Source organism: Streptomyces boetiae (genome assembly GCF_031845405.1).
GTDB classification, from domain to species: domain Bacteria; phylum Actinomycetota; class Actinomycetes; order Streptomycetales; family Streptomycetaceae; genus Streptomyces; species Streptomyces boetiae.
On record NZ_JAVREN010000008.1, the window covers coordinates 20,064 to 38,084 of the forward strand.

The 18,021-nt window shown below is 74.6% G+C and carries 22 protein-coding genes and 1 pseudogene; 15 read left to right on the forward strand and 8 right to left on the reverse strand.

The features are described from left to right. Positions 1-30: 30 nt before the first annotated feature. Both mnmA and RM780_RS07530 read right to left on the reverse strand, forming a co-directional pair. Entirely contained in the window at positions 31-1,173 is a 1,143-nt protein-coding gene (gene mnmA / locus RM780_RS07525; protein WP_311629750.1) for a tRNA 2-thiouridine(34) synthase MnmA, read from the reverse strand. A 28-nt stretch (positions 1,174-1,201) separates the two neighbouring features. Continuing rightward, positions 1,202-2,371 carry a cysteine desulfurase family protein gene (locus RM780_RS07530; RefSeq protein WP_311629751.1) on the reverse strand — a complete coding sequence of 390 codons (1,170 nt, stop codon included), beginning with the start codon at positions 2,369-2,371 and terminating at the stop codon, positions 1,202-1,204. Between the two features lie 150 nt (positions 2,372-2,521). On the opposite strand from RM780_RS07530, the gene RM780_RS07535 reads away from it, so the two are divergent. After that, complete coding sequence (locus RM780_RS07535) at positions 2,522-3,220, forward strand: N-acetylmuramoyl-L-alanine amidase (RefSeq protein ID WP_311629752.1); 699 nt, start codon at positions 2,522-2,524, stop codon at positions 3,218-3,220. A 118-nt stretch (positions 3,221-3,338) separates the two neighbouring features. Here the strand turns inward: RM780_RS07535 and RM780_RS07540 are convergent. Beyond that, positions 3,339-3,956: pseudogene (locus RM780_RS07540) on the reverse strand (peptidoglycan recognition protein family protein); the annotation flags it as partial. 174 nt (positions 3,957-4,130) lie between these two features. Between RM780_RS07540 and RM780_RS07545 the strand changes: the two are divergent. The 10 genes from RM780_RS07545 (at position 4,131) to RM780_RS07590 (ending at position 12,426) form a co-directional block, all read left to right on the forward strand. Beyond that, on the forward strand, positions 4,131-4,523 hold the full coding sequence (locus tag RM780_RS07545; RefSeq protein ID WP_311629753.1) for a small secreted hydrophilic protein: 393 nt from the start codon (positions 4,131-4,133) through the stop codon (positions 4,521-4,523). A gap of 139 nt (positions 4,524-4,662) precedes the next feature. Next, a complete protein-coding gene (locus tag RM780_RS07550; protein WP_311629754.1) occupies positions 4,663-6,093 on the forward strand; it encodes a sensor histidine kinase in 1,431 nt (476 codons plus the stop codon). Beyond that, complete coding sequence (locus RM780_RS07555) at positions 6,090-6,815, forward strand: response regulator transcription factor (RefSeq protein WP_311629755.1); 726 nt, start codon at positions 6,090-6,092, stop codon at positions 6,813-6,815. The genes RM780_RS07550 and RM780_RS07555 overlap by 4 nt, the downstream gene beginning before the upstream one ends. 56 nt (positions 6,816-6,871) lie before the next feature. Further along, on the forward strand, positions 6,872-8,293 hold the full coding sequence (locus RM780_RS07560; RefSeq protein WP_311629756.1) for an SLC13 family permease: 1,422 nt from the start codon (positions 6,872-6,874) through the stop codon (positions 8,291-8,293). Positions 8,294-8,320: 27 nt separating this feature from the next. Beyond that, complete coding sequence (locus RM780_RS07565; RefSeq protein WP_311629757.1) at positions 8,321-9,538, forward strand: glycerate kinase family protein; 1,218 nt, start codon at positions 8,321-8,323, stop codon at positions 9,536-9,538. Between the two features lie 73 nt (positions 9,539-9,611). Further along, positions 9,612-10,862: a helix-turn-helix domain-containing protein gene (locus RM780_RS07570; RefSeq protein ID WP_311629758.1), complete on the forward strand. Its 1,251-nt coding sequence runs from the start codon at positions 9,612-9,614 to the stop codon at positions 10,860-10,862. A 96-nt stretch (positions 10,863-10,958) separates the two neighbouring features. Beyond that, positions 10,959-11,384, forward strand: a complete 426-nt coding sequence (locus RM780_RS07575; protein WP_311629759.1) for a hypothetical protein — start codon at positions 10,959-10,961, stop codon at positions 11,382-11,384. 46 nt (positions 11,385-11,430) lie between these two features. After that, a complete protein-coding gene (locus RM780_RS07580) occupies positions 11,431-11,667 on the forward strand; it encodes a hypothetical protein (protein ID WP_311629760.1) in 237 nt (78 codons plus the stop codon). Beyond that, positions 11,664-11,882, forward strand: a complete 219-nt coding sequence (locus tag RM780_RS07585; protein ID WP_311629761.1) for a hypothetical protein — start codon at positions 11,664-11,666, stop codon at positions 11,880-11,882. The genes RM780_RS07580 and RM780_RS07585 overlap by 4 nt, the downstream gene beginning before the upstream one ends. A 199-nt stretch (positions 11,883-12,081) precedes the next feature. Then, entirely contained in the window at positions 12,082-12,426 is a 345-nt protein-coding gene (locus tag RM780_RS07590) for a hypothetical protein (protein WP_120760366.1), read from the forward strand. A gap of 95 nt (positions 12,427-12,521) precedes the next feature. Here RM780_RS07590 and RM780_RS07595 read toward each other — a convergent pair whose 3' ends face one another. From RM780_RS07595 to RM780_RS07615, 5 genes are all read right to left on the reverse strand, one after another. Continuing rightward, positions 12,522-13,121 carry a Uma2 family endonuclease gene (locus RM780_RS07595; RefSeq protein WP_311629763.1) on the reverse strand — a complete coding sequence of 200 codons (600 nt, stop codon included), beginning with the start codon at positions 13,119-13,121 and terminating at the stop codon, positions 12,522-12,524. Positions 13,122-13,264: 143 nt separating this feature from the next. Then, positions 13,265-13,558 carry a GntR family transcriptional regulator gene (locus tag RM780_RS07600; RefSeq protein ID WP_311629764.1) on the reverse strand — a complete coding sequence of 98 codons (294 nt, stop codon included), beginning with the start codon at positions 13,556-13,558 and terminating at the stop codon, positions 13,265-13,267. A 47-nt stretch (positions 13,559-13,605) separates the two neighbouring features. Continuing rightward, positions 13,606-14,877, reverse strand: coding sequence for a tyrosine-type recombinase/integrase (locus RM780_RS07605; protein ID WP_311629765.1), 1,272 nt, complete (start codon positions 14,875-14,877; stop codon positions 13,606-13,608). Continuing rightward, positions 14,861-15,073, reverse strand: a complete 213-nt coding sequence (locus RM780_RS07610) for a hypothetical protein (RefSeq protein WP_311629766.1) — start codon at positions 15,071-15,073, stop codon at positions 14,861-14,863. Before RM780_RS07610 ends, RM780_RS07605 begins: the two co-directional genes overlap by 17 nt. A gap of 77 nt (positions 15,074-15,150) precedes the next feature. Next, complete coding sequence (locus RM780_RS07615) at positions 15,151-15,588, reverse strand: helix-turn-helix transcriptional regulator (RefSeq protein WP_311629767.1); 438 nt, start codon at positions 15,586-15,588, stop codon at positions 15,151-15,153. 220 nt (positions 15,589-15,808) lie between these two features. Between RM780_RS07615 and RM780_RS07620 the strand changes: the two genes are divergently transcribed. The 4 genes from RM780_RS07620 (at position 15,809) to RM780_RS07635 (ending at position 18,019) form a co-directional block, all read left to right on the forward strand. Beyond that, on the forward strand, positions 15,809-16,072 hold the full coding sequence (locus RM780_RS07620; RefSeq protein ID WP_311629768.1) for a helix-turn-helix domain-containing protein: 264 nt from the start codon (positions 15,809-15,811) through the stop codon (positions 16,070-16,072). A gap of 254 nt (positions 16,073-16,326) precedes the next feature. Then, entirely contained in the window at positions 16,327-16,983 is a 657-nt protein-coding gene (locus RM780_RS07625; protein ID WP_311629769.1) for a hypothetical protein, read from the forward strand. Continuing rightward, positions 16,980-17,618 (forward strand): hypothetical protein, encoded by a 639-nt coding sequence (locus tag RM780_RS07630; RefSeq protein WP_311629770.1) that lies wholly within the window; start codon positions 16,980-16,982, stop codon positions 17,616-17,618. The genes RM780_RS07625 and RM780_RS07630 overlap by 4 nt, the downstream gene beginning before the upstream one ends. Then, positions 17,615-18,019 carry a hypothetical protein gene (locus RM780_RS07635; RefSeq protein WP_311629771.1) on the forward strand — a complete coding sequence of 135 codons (405 nt, stop codon included), beginning with the start codon at positions 17,615-17,617 and terminating at the stop codon, positions 18,017-18,019. Before RM780_RS07630 ends, RM780_RS07635 begins: the two co-directional genes overlap by 4 nt. Positions 18,020-18,021 lie beyond the last annotated feature (2 nt).

Consider the following 18,021-nt stretch of genomic DNA (forward strand, 5'->3'; position numbering starts at 1 on the left):
GCGTTGCAAGGACCGGTGGCCAACGCCCCCTCAGCCCACGCCCGCGCCCGCGCGCTCCGTCGTCGCGATCGTCGCGGACCCGACCACGCGCGTGCCGTCGTAGAGGACGACGGCCTGGCCGGGGGCCACCCCGCGCACGGGCGCGTCGAAGCGGACGTGCAGCGTGTCGTCCGCCAGCTCGGCCGTGACCGGGGTCTCGCCGCCGTGGGCCCGGAGCTGCGCGGTGTAACGCCCGGGGCCGGCCGGGGCGGGTCCGCACCAGCGGGGGGCGGTGCCGGTCAGGGCGGTGACGCCCAGGGCCTCGGCGGGGCCGACGGTGACGGTGTTCGTCACCGGGGAGATGTCCAGGACGTAGCGCGGCTTGCCGTCCGGCGCGGGGTGCCCGATGCGCAGGCCGCGGCGCTGGCCGATGGTGAAGCCGTGCGCGCCCTGGTGGCTGCCGACCTTGCGGCCGTCCTCGTCCACGATGTCCCCCTCGGACGCGCCGAGGTGGCGGGCGAGGAAGCCCTGGGTGTCGCCGTCGGCGATGAAGCAGATGTCGTGGCTGTCGGGCTTCCTGGCCACGGCCAGGCCCCGGCGCTCGGCCTCGGCGCGGATCTCCTCCTTGGTGGCGCGGGTCTCGCCCAGGGGGAAGAGCGCGTGCGCGAGCTGACGGTCGTCCAGCACGCCCAGGACGTAGCTCTGGTCCTTGGCCGCGTCGGCGGAGCGGTGCAGCTCGCGGCGCCCGCCGGGGCCGGTGACCACGGAGGCGTAGTGCCCGGTGCAGACGGCGTCGAAGCCGAGGGCCAGGGCCTTGTCCAGCAGCGCGGCGAACTTGATCTTCTCGTTGCAGCGCAGGCAGGGGTTGGGCGTGCGGCCGGCCCTGTACTCCGCGAGGAAGTCCTCGACCACGTCGCGGCGGAACCGCTCCGCCAGGTCCCACACGTAGAAGGGGATGCCGATGATGTCGGCGGCCCGGCGGGCGTCGCGGGCGTCCTCGACGGTGCAGCAGCCGCGGGCGCCGGTGCGGAAGGACTGCGGGTTGGCGGAGAGGGCCAGGTGGACGCCGGTGACCTCGTGCCCGGCCTCGGCGGCGCGGGCCGCGGCCACGGCGGAGTCGACGCCGCCGGACATCGCGGCCAGCACGCGCAGCCGGGGCCCGGGAGCGGAAGCGGGGACAGGGGTCTCGGTCATAGCCCCTCCAGAGTAGGCCAGCCCGCTGTCAGCTCAGCCCGGCCGTGCGCGCCCGCTCCACGGCCGGGCCGATGGCCTCCGTGACGGCCTTCACGTCCTCCTCGGTGGAGGTGTGCCCGAGGCTGAACCGCAGCGTGCTGCGGGCGAGTTCGGGGTCGGCGCCGGTGGCCAGCAGCACGTGGCTGGGCTGGGCGATGCCCGCCGTGCAGGCCGAGCCGGTGGAGCACTCGATGCCCTGGGCGTCCAGGAGCAGCAGCAGCGAATCGCCCTCGCAGCCGGGGAAGGCGAAGTGCGCGTTGCCCGGCAGCCGCCCCGCCGGGTCGGGGTCCCCGCCGAGGACCGCGTCGGGAACGGCCTCGGTGACCGCCGCGATCAGCCGGTCCCGCAGCCCGCCCACCTCGCGCGCGAACTCCTCGCGCCGCTCCGCGGCCAGCCCGGCGGCGGCGGCGAACCCGGCCACGCCGGGAACGTCCAGCGTTCCCGAGCGCACCTCCCGCTCCTGGCCGCCGCCGTGCAGCAGCGGGGTCGGGGCCCACTCGCGGCCCAGCAGCAGGGCGCCGATGCCGTAGGGGCCGCCGAGCTTATGGCCGGATACGGTGAGCGCGGCCAGCCCGGAGGCGCCGAAGTCCACCTCGGTCTGCCCCACCGCCTGCACCGCGTCGGCGTGCACCGGCACGCCGTACTCGGCCGCGACGGCGGCCAGGGCGGGGACGGGCAGGATCGTCCCGATCTCGTTGTTCGCCCACATGACGGAGACCAGGGCGACGTCCTCGGGGTCCCGCTCGATCGCCTCCCGCAGCGCCTCGGGGTGGACCCGGCCGTGCCGGTCCACCGGCAGCCACTCGGCGCGCGCCCCCTCGTGCTCGGCCAGCCAGGCGACCGCGTCCAGCACGGCGTGGTGCTCGACGGGACTGGCCAGGATGCGGGTGCGGCGCGGGGCGGCGTCCCGGCGGGCCCAGAACAGGCCCTTGACCGCGAGGTTGTCCGCCTCGGTGCCGCCGGAGGTGAAGACGACCTCGCTGGGGCGCGCCCCCAGCGCGGCGGCCACCGCCTCGCGCCCCTCCTCCACCGTGCGGCGGGCCCGCCGCCCGGAGCCGTGCAGCGCGGAGGCGTTGCCGGTGGCGGTGAGCTGAGCGGTCATCGCCGCGACGACCTCCGGAAGCATCGGCGTGGTGGCGGCGTGGTCCAGGTACGGCATGGTGTGCCGATTGTACGAGCCGGTCCGGAACAAGCCGTCCGGCCCGCCCGTTGTTCCAGCCAGGCGCGGGCATCGCCGGCTCCCGGCGGGAGCGGCGGGTCCGGGCCCCGGCGTGCGGTCGGCAAGGTGTGCGAGGGGGACGGAAGAGCGATGGGCGAGCATTCCGCCGGCGGCGGGGGGCGGCTGGGCCGCCGGGGGCTGCTGCTGGGCGGCGCCGCGGGCACGCTGGGCGTCGGGGTGGTGGCCGGGTGGGACAGCCTCTCCCGCCTGTGGTGGCGGCATTCGGGCGTCGCGGAGATCCCGCGCGAGGAGGGCGAGGTGGACCTCGGCACCGCCGAGTGGATACCCGCCTCCCCCGCCAACTACCGCCGGGCGAACCGCCCCCGGGACTACACGATCGACCGCGTCGTCATCCACATGCCCGAGGCGACGTACCCCATCACCCTGCGGGTCTTCCAGGACCCGGGCCACGGCTCCTCCACGCACTACGTGCTGCGCTCCTCCGACGGGCACGTGGCGCAGCTTGTGCGCGAGCTGGACGTGGCCTACCACGCGGGGAACCGGTCGTTCAACGAGCGCAGCATCGGCATCGAGCACGAGGGCTGGGCCGACGAGCCGTCCTATCTGACGGACGCGATGTACGAATCCTCCGCTCGGCTGGTGGCGGACATATGCCGCCGCTACGAGATCCCCGTGGACCGCGAGCACATCCTGGGCCACAACGAGGTCCCGGACGTCATCCGCACCTGCCCCGGCCCGCACTGGGACTGGGACCGGTACATGGGCCTGGTCCGGCGGGAGGCGGAACGGCCGGGCCCGGCGCGGTCCGGGGACCCGGCGCAGACGTAGGGCTTCGGACGCGGAGCACGGCGAGGCGCCGGGCGCGGGGACGTCGCCGCGCGCCGGGACGTTCCCGCGCCGCCGCCTCAGCCGGCCGTCGGGCTCCTCAGCCGGCCGTCGGGCTCCAGTCCGCGTCGTGCTCCAGGCGCTCGGCCACACGCCGCCGCACGTCCGCCAGGTCCATGCCGGGCCCGCGCGGGTCGCTCTTGCCCGGCTGCCACTCGACGTGGCCGATGACCGGAACGCCCCCGCCCCCGTCCCAGCCGTGCGCGCGGCACAGCGCGGCCGAGGCGCGGACGACGGCCTCGACCTGCTCGGGCGGCCAGGTGTCCTTGCCGTCCCCGAGGTTGACGCATTCGAAGCCGTAGAAGTGGGTGTTGCCGTCGGTGTCGGTCTCCCTGTCCTCGGGGAGCGAGGTCTCGCGGGCCTGCACGGCGGCCAGCACGTCCCCATCGCCGGGGCCGGCGTGGTTGGCCCGGCCGTGCCCGACGAGGTGAATCGTTCCGTCCTTGGCGACGACGCCGTGGCACAGGGGCCCCGGGAGGCCCGAACGGCCGTCGTAGCACAACTTCACGGTGGCCTCGGTGCCCTCGGTGACGGTGTGATGGAGCATCACGCCGTGCACCGGGCCCCAGGCCCCGGCCTCGTCGCGGTTGTGGGTGCGCCAGGACTTGTACTCCTCGACCCGGGCGCCCTCGTCCCTGAGATGGGAGAGCAGGCTGTCTGCTGTCAGTGGTGTGTCCATAACTCCCGGTGTAGGCAGGCCGCCTGACGAGGGGCAAGGCCGAGGGGGACGCACCCGGGGGCGAACATGGTGAAAGAGGTGATTTCACCCGTTCGGTTCAACATCGCGCCGGATGAGTCTTCCCTCATCCTGCTTTCATGCAGCCCACCGCGGTCCGCCCCGAGCCTGGGAGCCATGGCCTTTTCGCACCGGATGGCGACCCTCGCCGCCGTCGTCCTGATACCCGTCGGCATCGCGGGGACCAGCTTCCTGCTCAGCGACGACCCCGAGCCGCCACGGGTCCCCGCCGACATCGAGCTGCGGGACCCGGCCCCGCCGGCCGCCCCGCCCCACGAGGAGATCGTGCCCGGGCCCTCCCCCACCGCGGGATCCATCGATGACACCGATCCACAGGACGACGACGGCGACCGGGACGCTCCGGATGACGGGCTGGGCGAGGCCGGAGAGGAGGACGGCGCACAGGCCGAGGATGACGACGGCGAGGACGCGGAGGACCTCGGAGAGGGAGAGGGAGACGAGGAGGACGGCGAGGACACGGCAGACGGGGACGACGGCGACGACGGCTGACCGCGCCCATGGCGGAACGCCCGCCCGCGCCGCCGCGCACGCCCCCGGACGCTCCCCCCAACGCGCCCCCGGCCGCCCCCCGCGCCGACCGTTCCGCGACTCCGCGCGCCTGCGCATCCTGCTGTGGCTGCTGGTGGTGATGGCCGTCGCCCTCACCACCGTCGTTCTCACCACGCGCTCCATCCTGCTGCGCGACGTGACCGAGCGGACCGGGCGGCTGCTGTCCCAGGAGACCTCCGAGTTCGGCAGCTTCGTGGAGCACGAGGTGGACCCGGCCACGGGCGCGCCCTTCACCGACGCGCGGCGGCTGCTGACGGCGTTCCTGGAACGCCAGTACCCGGACACCGACGAGGAGTTGCTGGGGCTGGTCCGCGAGGAGCCCCGGCCCGTCCTCATCCGCCAGCCGCGGGAGGTGCCCGCCCCGCTGCCCCTGCACGAGGACCCCGCCGCGCTGGAGCGGATCGCCGAGGCCCCGGGCCGCACCGGCACGCTGCGCCGCGCCTCCGGCGAGATCCGCTGGGCCAAGGTGCCCATCGCCCCGGCCCGTTCCGGCGACGCGGAGGCGGCGTTCATCGTGGCCCTGCACGCCGACCGGGCGCTGGGTCAGGCCGAGGACGTGGTGCGGCTGCTCGTGGCCATCTCCGGCGTCGCGCTGCTGATGACCTGCGCCGGGGGCTGGGTGGTGGCCGGCCGCATCCTGGCCCCGGTGCGGCTGGTACGCGCCACGGCCGCCCAGCTCACCGAGCTGGACCTCACCCGCCGCATCCCGCTGCGCGGCCGGGACGACATCCAGGCCCTGGCCGAGACGTTCAACGCCATGCTCGACCGGCTGGAGCGCGCCTTCGCCGCGCAGCGCCGCTTCGTGGACGACGCCGGGCACGAGCTGCGCACCCCGATCACCATCGTGCGCGGCCACCTGGAGCTGATGAGCCAGGACGCGGACGCCGGGGGTGCGGCGGAACGGCGGGAGACCGTACGCCTGGTGACGGAGGAGCTGGACCGGATGAGCCGGCTCGTGGAGGACCTGCTGCTGCTGGCCAACGCCGAGCGCCCCGGATTCGTGGACCCCGGCCCGGTGCAGCTCGCGGAGCTGACGGCGGACGTGTTCGTCAAGGCGCGGGCCCTGGGCGAGCGGCGCTGGGAGCTGCCCGAGGCGGCCGGCTGCGAGATCCGCGCCGACGCCCAGCGCATCACCCAGGCGATGGTCCAGCTCGCGCAGAACGCCGTCCAGCACACCGGCCCGGGCGCGCGGGTCCGCATCGGCTCGCGGCTGGTGACCCCGCCGGGCGGCGGGCCGCCCCTGGCCGAGCTGTACGTGGCGGACGGCGGGCCCGGGGTGCCGCCCGGCGAGGCGGAGCTGATCTTCGAACGCTTCCGGCGGGGCAGCGCGTCCCGGCGCGGCGGCGGGCTGGGCGGGGGCGGCGGGCTCGGCCTGTCCATCGTGCGGGCCATCGCCGAGGGCCACCGGGGGCGCGTGGACCTGCGCCCCACCCCGGGCGGCGGCGCGACGTTCGTCCTGGTCCTGCCCACCCAGCCACCCCTGCCGTCCCCCCAGGAGGCCCCGCAGTGAATCGCATCCTGATCGCGGAGGACGAGGAGCGGATCGCCGCCTTCGTCGAGAAGGGCCTGCGGGCCAACGGCTTCGTCACGGCCATCGCGCCCGACGGTGACGCGGCGTTCGCGGCGGCCGGCTCCGGGCGTTTCGACCTGGTGGTCCTGGACATCGGGCTGCCGGGCCGCGACGGGTTCACCGTGCTGCGGGAGCTGCGCGAGGCGCGGGTGCAGGTGCCGGTGATCGTGCTGACGGCCCGGGACTCGGTGCGGGACACCGTGGCCGGTCTTGAGGGCGGCGCGGACGACTGGATGACCAAGCCGTTCCGCTTCGAGGAGCTGCTGGCCCGGGTGCGGCTGCGCCTGCGCACGGCCGCCCGCGCCCCGGAGGTAACGGTGCTGCGCTGCGGGGACCTGAGCCTGGACCTGCGCACCCGCCGGGCGCGCACCGGCGCCTGCCAGGGACTCGTGGACCTGACCGCGCGGGAGTTCGTGCTGCTGGAGCTCTTCCTGCGCCACCCCGGGCAGGTGCTCTCCCGCGAGCAGATCCTGTCCCACGTGTGGGGCTACGACTTCGACCCCGGCTCCAACATCGTGGACGTCTACGTCCGGGCGCTGCGCAAGAAGCTGGGCGCCGGGCGCGTGGAGACGGTCCGCGGGATGGGGTACCGGCTGGCGGGTGACCCGTCCGGGGGGTCCGGGGAGCCCGCGCCGGGCACGGGCGTTCCCCCGTGCGGATGAACTTCCCCTCATGACCGGCTCATCGGCGGCTCACCGGGCGTTCCGAGACTGGCGGGGTGACGCTCCGAAGTCTCCCGCGGACGGCCGCCGTCTGCGCGGCGCTGACGCTCTGCGGCCTCCTCCTGGTCCCGCGGAACTTCCCGGGCCTGGGCGGCGAGGGCCGCATCACGCTGGCGGTCTTCGCACTGGCCACGTGCGCGTGGATCGCCGGGCCCCTGGAGGACACCTACGTCGCCCTGGGCGCCGGACTGGTCCTGACGGTCTCCGAAGTGACCAGCACCCAGGCGCTGTTCGCGCCGCTGGGGGACGCCACGATCTGGCTGCTGATCTGCGCGTTCGTGCTGGCCGCCGGGGTGGCGCGCACCGGCCTGGCCGGGCGGGCCGCGGCCTTCCTGGTGACGGGGGCGCGCACCGTCCGGCAGCTCTTCCACCTGACCGCGGCGGTGCTGGTCGTCTCGGCCTTCGCCGTCCCGGCCACCTCGGGCCGGGCCGCGCTGGCGCTGCCCGTCTTTCTCGCGCTGGCCCGCACCCTGGCGGGCCGTCCGCGCCTGGTCGTCGCGCTGGCCCTGCTCTTCCCCACGGTGATCCTGCTCTCGGCCGTGGCCACGCTGACCGGCGCCGGCGCGCACCTGATCACCGTCTCGGTGCTGTGGGAGACCACGGGCGAGCGGATCGCGTTCCACCAGTGGCTGCTGCTGGGCCTGCCCCTCGCGGTGGCCTCCTCGCACCTGGCCGCCGAGGCGGTCCTGCTGACCGCGACCCGGCGCGCTGACCGGCGCGGGCCGGTGCGGATCGCGGCCGAGGCCGTTCAGGAGCACAGCGACCGGCCGGTGACCGGGCCCCTGACGGCCGTCGAGTCCCGGTGCGCGGGCCTGCTGGCCGGGGTGGTGACGCTGTGGTGCAGTGAGCCGCTGCACGGGATACCCCCGGCGGTGGTGGCCCTGCTCGGCGCGGTCCTGATCACCGCGCCCGCGCCGCTCGGCACGATCCGCCTGAAGGACGCGCTGGCCACCGTCCCCTGGTCGCTGCTGCTGTTCATGGCCGCGACGATGGCGATGGGCGTCGCGCTGGCCGACTCGGGCGCGGCCGACTGGCTGGTCTCCCGGCTGCCGGGCGGCGAGGCGGTCCCGGCCTGGGCGTTCCTGGCCGTGGTCGTCGCGGTCAGCACCGCGGCCCACCTGCTGCTCCAGTCCCGCTCGGCCCGCTCCTCCGTCCTGGTCCCGCTGGTGGTGGCCGCCGCGGCGGCGGCCGGGGTGGACCCGGTGGCCGCCGCGCTGGCCTCGACGGCGGCGGCCGGGTTCTGCCACACGCTCCCGGCGTCGGCCAAGCCCGTGGCTCTCTTCGCGGCAGTCCCCGGAACGCCCACCTACACCCCCGCCGACCTGCTGCGCCTGTCCGCAGTGCTCGCGCCGCTGAGCGCGGCGCTGGTGCTGGCGTTCGCGCTGGGCGTGTGGCCGCTGTTCGGCGTCGCGCCCTGATTTCCCCCCGCTCCCCGAGGAGGCCCCTTGTCGCCCCTGTCCCGTTTCGCGGTCGCACCCAGCGGCCTGAAGGAGTCCCTGACCGCCCCGCAGGCCGCGCAGGCCATCGCCGCCGGCCTGCACCGCGTGGCGCCGCGCGCCGAGATCGACCTGATACCGCTGGTGGACGGCGGCGAGGGAACGGCCGCGGCGCTGGCCGCCGCGTCCGGCGGGCGGCTGATCGCGCACACCGCCACCGGCCCGCTGGGCGAGGCCGTGCCCGGCCACTACGCCCTGCTCGGCGACGGAACGGCCGTGGTCGAGATGGCCGCGGTCGCCGGCCTCTCCCTCATCCCGCCGCGCCTGCGCGACCCGGGCCGCACCACGACCTTCGGCGTCGGCGAGCTGATCCGGGCCGCGCTGGACGCGGGGGCGCGCCGCGTCCTGGTCGGCTGCGGCGACTCGGGCACCTCGGACGGCGGCGCGGGCGCCCTCCAGGCCCTGGGCGCGCGCCTGCTGGACGCCTCGGGGCGCGAACTGCCGCGCGGCGGCGGCGCATTGGTCCACCTGTTCCGGATCGACCCCACGGGTCTTGACCCGCGGCTGCGCGCCACGGAGCTGCTGGTGGCCTGCAATCCGCACAACGTCCTGTGCGGGCCGATGGGCGTGGCGCGCGTCTTCGGACCGCAGAAAGGGGCGGGCCCCGCCCAGGTGGAGCACCTGTCCGCCGCCCTCGAACGCTGGGCCGCGATCCTCCACCGCGACCTGCGCCCGGCCGCCCCCAACCTGCGCACCGCCCCCGGTACGGGCGCCTCCGGCGGCCTCGGCGCGGGCCTCGCGGCGCTCGGCGCCCGCCTCCTCCCCCGCTTCGACGTCCTCCTCGGCCACCTCGACCTCGACGCGCGCCTGGCCCGCGCGGACCTCGTCATCACGGCGGAGGGCGCCCTCGACCACCAGTCCCCGCGCGGCAAGATCCCCGGCGAAATCGCCCGCCGCGCCCGCGCGTTGGGCGTCCCCGCCCTGGTCCTCGCCGGCATCCTCGGCGAGGGCGCCGACGACATCCGCTCCGCGGGCGCCGCCGCCTACTGCTCCATTCTCCCCGCCCCCCTCCCCCTCCCCGAGGCCCTCGCCCGCGCAGCGGAATTCCTCACGGCCGCGACGGAACGCGCCCTCCGCCTCGTCGCCTTGGGCCACGACCTGGCCCTCACGGGCCCCCGCCCCCCGTGGCCGCACCTGGCCCACTCCGCGTCGGACTCGGGGGCGTAGGCCCCCGGCGGGTGAAGCGTGAACAGCGCGACCCCGCGCGTCAATTCTGCGGCCTATCCTGGCGAGTGACCGGATGTCCGACAGGACGGGGATCGCCATGTCCGGGCCTGCTCTTCCCGGGGACCGCCTGCGGGACCTGCGGCTGCGTCGCGGGTTCACCCAGGAGAGCCTGGCCGAAGCGGCCGGGCTCAGCGTGGGGGTGGTCAAGAAGATCGAGCGCGGCGGCAACGCCCGGATCGAGACGTATCACTCGCTCGCCCGCGCGCTGCGCGTGCGGACCTCGGCGCTCTTCGACGCGGGCGGTCCGCACGAGACGCGGCGCAAGGACGACGACAAGCTGTCCCTGATGCCGCTGAGGCAGGCAATCGCCCCGCCGGTCACCTTCGGCGGCTCCGTCGCGGCCCCCGGGGAGGCCGACCCCGAGCTGGATCTCGGGCACCTGGCGGACGCCGCCCGGCACGTGGCCCACGCCTACCACGGGGACGACTACCGGCAGGTGGCCGGGCTGCTGCCGGGCCTGGTGCGTTCGGCGCACGCGGCCGTCGAGCGTTTCGACGGCGGCGCCGAACGCGTGCGCGCGCTGGCCCTGCGGTCCAACGCCCTCCAGATGGCCGGGCGTTACCTCACGCAGGTGCGCGCCTACGACCTGGCCCACGTCGCCCTGCGGGACGCCGTCACCGACGCGGACGAGGCGGAGGACCGCGCGGGCGTGGCCGGGGCGGTGTACCAGCAGGGCTGGCTCCTCATGCGCCAGGGCAGGCTGGACGAGGCCGAACGCGTCAGCGTGGCAACGGCCGAGGCGATCGAGCCGCGCATCTCCCGCGCCTCGCGCGAGACGCTGGGCGCGTGGGGGAAGCTGCTGATCCACGCCAGCGCGGCAGCGGCCCGCAACAACCGGCCCGCCGAGGCCCGGGACCTGCTGCGCATGGCCCGCACGGCGGGCGCGGCGCTGGGCGGCCGTTCCGTGGTGGAGCCGTCGAGCTGGGGACGCTTCGACTGGCGCACCGTCGCCTTCCAGGGGATCGAGAACTACCTCGTGACGGGCCGCCCCCGCCGGGTGCTGGCCTTCGCCGAACGCCTGGGGTACGGCGCGGACAGCAAGCTCGCGCGCCGCCACCTCCTCGACGTGGCGCAGGCCCACGCGCAGCTCCGCCAGGGCTCCGAGGCGACGGCGATCCTCTCCGGGCTGCTGGACGAGACGCCGGAGTGGCTGCGGCACCAGCGCATGGCGGCGGGCACGTTCCGGGACGTGCTGCGGCACAGCAAGCGCAGGCGGCTGACGCCGCAGCAGCGCCGCCTGGCGGCGTTCTTCGAACTCGCTTAGCAGGCACGTTCCGTGCCGGGTGGGGGCGCGGCGCGACGGCCGGATTCCCACGCCGCATATCTGTGACGGCTCACTCACCAAACGTAACTTCGGCGCATGGATCGAGTACAGGACTCACTCCCCCTGTGGCTGCCGTCCGCAGGACAAGGCGTGCAAGTGGTGCCCTGTCACCGCTGGTTCGACGCCGTGCGCGTGCCCGGGTTCGTCGGGGTGCGGGTGGTCGCGCTGTTGCGGCGGGCGCAGTTGGAAGGGGCGGTGATCGAGGATCAGGTGGGGGACAGCCTCACGTGGCTCGTGCGGGTGGGGGCCGCCGATGGGTGGGACGCGTTCGGGGCGGAGGTGCTGGGGGCCGGGCAGAGCGTGGCCGTGCCGCCGGCGCGGTTCGTGGCCGGGGCCTTCACGGGTGGGGCCGGGCTGCGGTGGCTGATCGCGCCGTCGGGGGTCTGCCTGGCCGAGCCGGGGGCGTTGCGGGCGGCGGTGCGCGGGGCGTTCTGGGAGGTGCGGCGTGGGCGGACGGCGTGAACTGCCGCCCGCGCGGCGGCTCGTGGGGTGCGGGGGGTGTCCGGCGGTGTACCCGGAGGGGGACGTGCACGTGTGCGGGCCGCCGCCGGAGCTGGCGGGCGTCGATCTGGAGGCACGGCTGAGTCCGGGGCAGTGGGCGCAGGCGGAGTGCGTGCGGTGCGGAACGTCCCTGGCGGGCGTCGCGGAGGAGGGAACCCGCGCGCTGGGGCCGGTGTTCGACCGGGTGGGGCGGGCGTTCACCCTGCGGGCCTGCGCGCCCGGCTGCGGCGGGGTGGGGCGGTGAACGTGCGGCCGGGCGTCGCGCACGGGCTCGTCGTGGACGCGCAGTCGGTCCGGTGCGGCGATCAACTGCTCGTCGGCGGGCAGGCGTTGACGGTGGTGGACATGGCGGCGCTGCCCCGGGGCGGGCGGCGGCTGACGTTCGGGACGGGCGAGACGTTCACGATGGGTCCTGCCACCGTGGTGTGGGCGACTCGGACGATATCCGTCCGGCGGTGAATTCCCGGCCGAATGCAGGTGGAATTCCGAGGATTCACGAGGGCGGAAAATGCGAAAGAATGTTCTCCGGAATTTCCGGCCAATTCCCGGGTGCGATTGGCGAAAACGCGCCTGGCTCCCGGGTGTTGGGCGCTTCTACCGTGAGGGCGGCCGGTTTGCATCAGGCCGGTTCACGGGAGACAGGAAAGGGAGATCGACCATGCGGAAATTTCCGAAGAATCTGTTCAGGACCGGAGCGGTTCTGAGCGGTGCGTTCCTGTTCGCGATCACCACGGCCACCTCGGCCTCCGCCACCACGCTCTCGCACGGCTCGGACCGGGCCCAGGCCACCGCGTACGCGATGCGCGCCTACGACGGCGAGAGCGACGGCAACGGCGTCTACGCCGACGCGTATCTCGCCAACGGCGCCCACGTCTCCCAGTGGGACGGCAACGGCTCGGACGGAAACTGGGGCCCGTGGGCCGAGTACTCCTCCCGCATCGCCCGCTTCCGCGTCTGCGAGGACCACGTCGGCTGTTCGGGGTGGGTGAACAACCCGAGCTGACGCCTTCGCACTGAGGAACGAGAGTTGACGCGCCGGGGCCCGGAAAGGGAAATCCCTTTCCGGGCCCGTACGCCGGTCCGCAGGCCCGCTCGGTGTCAGCCGGTGGTGTCGGAATAGCGCGGCAGGTCCGCGGTCGAGATCGTCCACTCGCCGATCGTGATCTCCTCGCCGTACACGAAGTCCTTGCGGGTCGCGTACCGGGGGCCGCTCGGCGTGGGGTGGATGTCGGACATGACGGCCCCCTCGCCCGTACGCGGGTCGAAGATCACGTAGACGGGAATGCCGAGCAGCGGGTAGTCCCGCATCTTGCCCACCCAGTCGTTATCCGGGTTCGACCGGGAGACCACCTCGATGGCGGCCATGACCGTGCGGGGGTCGAAGGAGCCCTCGACCTCCATGTCGGCCCAGGCCATCACCATGACGTCGGGGTGACGGAGCACGCCCTCGTGCAGGCTCTCCACGTCCGGCGTCCCGGTGTGGGCCAGCAAGTCGTCGGGCATGACCCGCTCCAGACGGCGGCTGATGCGCGCCGCCGTCATCTCGTGAGGCCCCCCGGGCGACACCATGTCGTGGACGATCCCTTCCTTGGTGACCTCCAGCTTGCCGGGCACGCCGTCCTGTATCCGCTCGACGATGTCGCGCATCGCCTGGTAGCGGACCGTGTCGTTCCCTGCGTGCTCAGGGGCGATCGTCATGACGTTCGCTCCTCCCTTTCCGCACGCGCCTGCCACGCGGCGCCGACTCGTTTCATGGTAGTGAAACGCCAGAGAGTCACCGACTGGCTACTCGGATCACGCCGAGGCCGGGACCGGCCAACGCCCGCCCCGCGGGTGGTCGTTCAGCCCTCCTCGCCGTCCGGGGGCGGGGAGGAGGGCGGGGAGGCCACGCGGGGCGGGCCCTGATCGGGGCGTGGGGTGTCCACGAGGCCGCGTTCGCTCAGCTCGCGCACCGCCTCGCGCGCCGTGCGCGGCTCCACGCCGTACGCCTCCGCGAGCGCCGGCTCCTCCGGGAGCGGCGCGCCGGGCGGCAGGCGCCCGGCGCGGATGTCCGCCGCCACCGCGTCGGCCACCTCCGCGTACGCGTCCCGCGGCAGCGCCGCCGGGCTCACGCCGCGGGACCCCCGGGAGCGCATCTCAGCTCCCGTTCTCCGCCTGGAACATCCAGTGGTGAGGTCACTGATCATGCTCCTACCATGGTCAGAGCCCTGACAGGGGCTTTGGATTCCGGAATCCTTCCGCCCGATGCGGAGGATTTCCGGTCCGTCCCCTCCATGGTCGCCCCTCGGGCCTTCCTGCGCGCGTCGGCGAGCACGTCGCGCGTCCGGCTGTCCGCCTCGGCCCACAGGTGGGCGTAGATCCGCATCGTGGTCGCCACGTCCTTGTGGCCCAGCCGCTCCTGGACGACTCGCGGGTTCTCCCCGCCCGCGATCAGCACGCTGGCGTAGTGGTGCCGCAGCTCGTGCCAGTGCCGCGGCACGGTGCGCGCCTTCCGGCAGATCGACTTCAGCGCCCAGTCCGCGGTGCTCTCGCCTACCGGCTCACCTCCCGGCATCGTGAAGAGCAGTCCCTTCCAGGGCCCGGCCTTCGGCGGCCGGTGCTTCGCGACGTAGGCGGCCAGCAGGTCCACGGCCTCCTGCGGCAGCGGGATCACGCGGCGGCCGGCGCCGGTCTTCAGGTCCGCGAAGTACAGGCCCTCCCCGCGCTCGTACACGAGCTGCTGGTGGACCCTCAGCGCGCCGTTCAGGAAGTCGACCTTGTCGAGCACGAGCCCGCGCAGCTCGCCGGACCGCAGGCCGGTCATGGAGGCGAGGTCGAGCATCACCCGCCAGCGGTCGTGGTAGGCAGCCTCCACCAGCCTCAGCACCTCGGGCAGGTCCGGCGGGTCCACGGCCACCGGGTCGTACTTGGGCGCAGGCACCCCCGCGAAGGGCGTGACGGCTATGACCCGGTCCAGCACCGCCAGGCGGAAGACGCTGCGGGCCTTGCTGGCGACCTTCGCCGGGTACTCGCCGGACAGCTCGTACTTCGAGACCAGCAGCTTCTGCCAGGTCTTGGCCTCGGACGGCTTCACGCTGTGCATCTCCCGGGTCCCCCACTCCGGGATCAGGTAGCGCTCCAGGATGCCCCGGTACTCGATCTCCGTGCGCCGTCCGATCTCCTGCGCCGGCAGCCATGTCTCCAGCGCGAAGGTGCCGACCTGGATCTTCCCTGCCTTCGGGTCGATCCAGCTCCCCGTCAGCTTCGCGGCCTCCTGCTTGACGATCTCGCGCTCGGCCTCAGTCAGGGTCCTGTGGAGGCTCGTGCGTTCCTTGCCGTCCGGCCCGTCGTAGCGGGCCTGCCACCGCTTCCCCTTGCCGTGGGCCTGGCTTGGGACCTTCCCCTTGTGCTCGCCGCACTCCGGCTCCCCCGGCTCCGGCCGGGTCTTGTGCCAGCGGTCAGCCACGTACCCCATCAAGCACCTCGCGTATCGCCTGCCGGTCTATCCCGGCGCGCGTCAGGGCCCGCATGATCTCGGCGTGGCGGCTGCGGTCCGCGGCGGCCGTCCGGCTCACCACGCCGTACGGCCGCCCCTCGACGCGCATGGTCACCACCGAGACGCTGGCCGGAAATTCGTCCGTGACGAGGACTGGTGTCGACTGCCGGTGCATGTCCCTCCCCGTGCTTCCCAGGCGCCGTTGCCCAGATCGCGGAGCCTACCCGGGTAGATACCTCGTCACTAGTCGTCTCACATCGTCTGATTTGGTTGTACGTCGTCAGGCTCATTGAGGACACCGTGTCGACGCAGCTCGTCCACGGCGATGGTGACCGCCCGCCTGATTTCAGCCGCTGTCGCTTGGTTGGTGGCGGTGACCATGGCCTGGGTCATGACTGTCTCGACCAGGCCGGCGTCGAGCCGGGCCGCGGGCTCGGTCCAGCCTCCGGGCGGATCAGCGCCCTCCAGGATCGTTTCGATCGCTCCTGCCGGCCAGCCGAGGGCGCGAGCGATCTTCGGCAGGGTCGGCGGCATCCGCTTCTCTGGCGGCTCGCCCTTCTCCGCAGCCCCGACCGCGGCCAGCGATACCCCGGCCAGCGAGGCGAGGTCGGCCTGGGTGAGCCCCTTGTGCCCCCTGGCCTCGCGCAAGGCGCGCGACAGCCTCTGCCATGCCCGTGGATCTCGATTCATGAGTGACCTCTCCCGGTGACTGCGCCTGCGCCACCCGACATGGCGCAGGCAACAGCAGGCAACAAGGTAGCGGGCCATCAGCGCCGACACGAGACGAGTGCGCGCCATCCCCGTGTGATCTGCACGTGCCCTCCGCATCGTCACGACCTCCGATCGGCGTCGTTGAGATTCGGTAGGCATCGTCTTGTCTCGTTGCGCATCCCTGTGTATCGTCGCTGGCGTGCAGGCCGATGGACCGAAAATCCGGCGGCTCCGCGAGCTGGCCGGCTTCCGGTTGCGTCGGTTCGCTGAGGCCGCCGGCCTCTCCCCCGCCCACCTCTCGCGCATCGAGCGCGGCGAGCGCCACCCGACACCTGAAGTGCTCGCCCGCATCGCGTCCGGCCTCGGACGCGAGATCACCGAGATCGAAATCCCCCGACAGGAGCAATCCCATGAGCAGGACGGGCGACGCCCCGCAGTTCATGACGACCAAGGAAGTGGCTGAGCTGATCCGTCTGACTCCCGCTGCGGTGCTTCAGATGCGGCACCGAGGGACCGGCCCCAAGGGGCGCCGCGTGGGTCGGCGGGTCCTCTACGACCGCGCCGACGTCCTGGCCTGGCTGGAGCGCAAGACCCAGGCCGACGCCCTGGCCGCGCGCGCCGTCGCCTGATCACTCCCCCGGGCCGGGGCCGCCGGAGAGCGCCGGCGGCCCCGAGTGGCCCATCCCCCCTACAACCCAGAAGAGAGAGGAGTAGGCCGTGAACGAGCCTACCCAGCACCTCAGCGGAACGGCGCCCGCGCCGTCCGCCCCCGACGACCCGCTGGCCGGGCCGACGATGACCGTCCGCGTCTGCGACCGCGGCTCCGGCCGCGACTACGTCGGCGTGACGATCCGCACCGTCACCATCTCCGCCCACTGCCCCACGTGCGGCGGCCCCCGCGGCGCCGCCGCCGGGCACCGCTTCTGCGAGGACGGCGCCTGGTACGCCGTCGACCGCTGGGACAACCCCTGCGGCCACATCGACTACTACTCGGCGGTGCTCGCCGAGGCCGCCGCCCGCGACGCCGTCGCCGCCGAGCGCGCCGCCGCGGCCGAGGAGACCCGCGCCCGCCTGGTGGCGGCGATCGCCGCCACCTCCCGCATCATCGCCCAGTCCCCGGCCGCCCCCTCCTCCCTGGCGATCGAAGCGGCCGGGCTCCACCCGCAGCTGAAGCTGTACTTCCACAACAACGCCGACGCCGTCACCGAGTTCGCCGAGCACTTCGGCGGCACCGCGAGCGCCCGCCCGCACACCGACCGGCCCGACAGCAGCATCTACACCTCCGCCACCGGCGAGCTGGACGGCGTCCGCTACGAGGCGTGGTCCCTCACCGCCCCGCAGGCCGACGAGGCCGGGACGGAGACGGACCGGTGAGCGCCCCGGCCGCCCCGCTGCCCGCCGTCCCCCCGGACCCCGCGCGCCGCGTCGCACACGCCGCCCGTGACCTCCTCGCCCGGCACGGCCTCGGCCCCGACGATGCCGACCGAATGGCCGAGGTCTTGCACTGCGCCGGGCTGCTGTTCGACCCGGAGGAGGCGCAGGACATCGCGACCGCCACGCACGACCAGGCCATCGCGACCGCCGAGGCCGCCGTCCTGGCGTACAGGGAAGAGGACGCGTCCGCGACCGCGCGGGCGATCACCGCCCGCTGCGCGCAGATGGTGCGCGCCCTGATCACCACGGACCCCGGCGGCGGCCCGCGCGAGGTCACCGTCTACCGCGCCGCCTACGAGGGCGAGCCGGGCCCGCTCGGCACCTATCTCTCCCGCCGCGCCGCCCGCGCCCACTGCCAGGCCCTGCTCCATGCGGAGCGGCCCGGGGCGGCGGTGACCTGGGTCCCCGACAGCGGGGACGAGGACGCCGCCGAGGAGCTGTGCACCATCGAGCCGCTGACCGGGCCCCGGGACCCCGAGGACCCGCCGGACATGACGCACGACGTCGTCGGCACCGGCTACACCGTCACCCCCGTCCCGGTCGCCGCCGCCTACGACGCCGAGGCCGACTCGTGAGCGGCCTCGCGGCCCTGGCCGCCGCCCTGCTCCTTCTGTGGACCTGGTGGTGCGCGCTGCGGGAGGCCGAGCTGCGCGCCGCCCGCCCCGCCCCCCCCGCGCCCCGCCCGGAGGACGTGCTGACCGCGCTGGCGCGGGAGTACGCCCGCAGGCCGGGCGTCACCGGCCACCGCCTCGCCTGCCTCGCACTCGCCGCGCGGGAGGCCGCGGCCACCTCCGCGCTGGGCGGCCACGCCCAGGGCCCGGCCACCATCCGGGACCAGCACCTCGCCGCCCTGCTCCGCGCCGCCGTGCCCGGCTACACCCCGTACAGCCTGCCCGGGAAGGTCACCGCCCCCCGGGGCGGCGGGATCACCCAGGCCACCACCCCGCCCGCCCCTGCCCGTAGAGGAGGCCGCTGACC

Coding starts and splice junctions, on each gene's coding strand:
- RM780_RS07550 (WP_311629754.1), top strand. CDS start 4,663: ATGGCCGTCGCCCTCACCACCGTCGTTCTCACCACGCGCTCCATCCTG.
- RM780_RS07600 (WP_311629764.1), bottom strand. CDS start 13,558: ATGCGCTCCCGGGGGTCCCGCGGCGTGAGCCCGGCGGCGCTGCCGCGG.
- RM780_RS07605 (WP_311629765.1), bottom strand. CDS start 14,877: ATGGGGTACGTGGCTGACCGCTGGCACAAGACCCGGCCGGAGCCGGGG.
- RM780_RS07530 (WP_311629751.1), bottom strand. CDS start 2,371: ATGCCGTACCTGGACCACGCCGCCACCACGCCGATGCTTCCGGAGGTC.
- mnmA (WP_311629750.1), bottom strand. CDS start 1,173: ATGACCGAGACCCCTGTCCCCGCTTCCGCTCCCGGGCCCCGGCTGCGC.
- RM780_RS07570 (WP_311629758.1), top strand. CDS start 9,612: ATGTCCGACAGGACGGGGATCGCCATGTCCGGGCCTGCTCTTCCCGGG.
- RM780_RS07615 (WP_311629767.1), bottom strand. CDS start 15,588: ATGAATCGAGATCCACGGGCATGGCAGAGGCTGTCGCGCGCCTTGCGC.
- RM780_RS07595 (WP_311629763.1), bottom strand. CDS start 13,121: ATGACGATCGCCCCTGAGCACGCAGGGAACGACACGGTCCGCTACCAG.
- RM780_RS07575 (WP_311629759.1), top strand. CDS start 10,959: ATGGATCGAGTACAGGACTCACTCCCCCTGTGGCTGCCGTCCGCAGGA.
- RM780_RS07590 (WP_120760366.1), top strand. CDS start 12,082: ATGCGGAAATTTCCGAAGAATCTGTTCAGGACCGGAGCGGTTCTGAGC.
- RM780_RS07610 (WP_311629766.1), bottom strand. CDS start 15,073: ATGCACCGGCAGTCGACACCAGTCCTCGTCACGGACGAATTTCCGGCC.
- RM780_RS07545 (WP_311629753.1), top strand. CDS start 4,131: ATGGCCTTTTCGCACCGGATGGCGACCCTCGCCGCCGTCGTCCTGATA.
- RM780_RS07535 (WP_311629752.1), top strand. CDS start 2,522: ATGGGCGAGCATTCCGCCGGCGGCGGGGGGCGGCTGGGCCGCCGGGGG.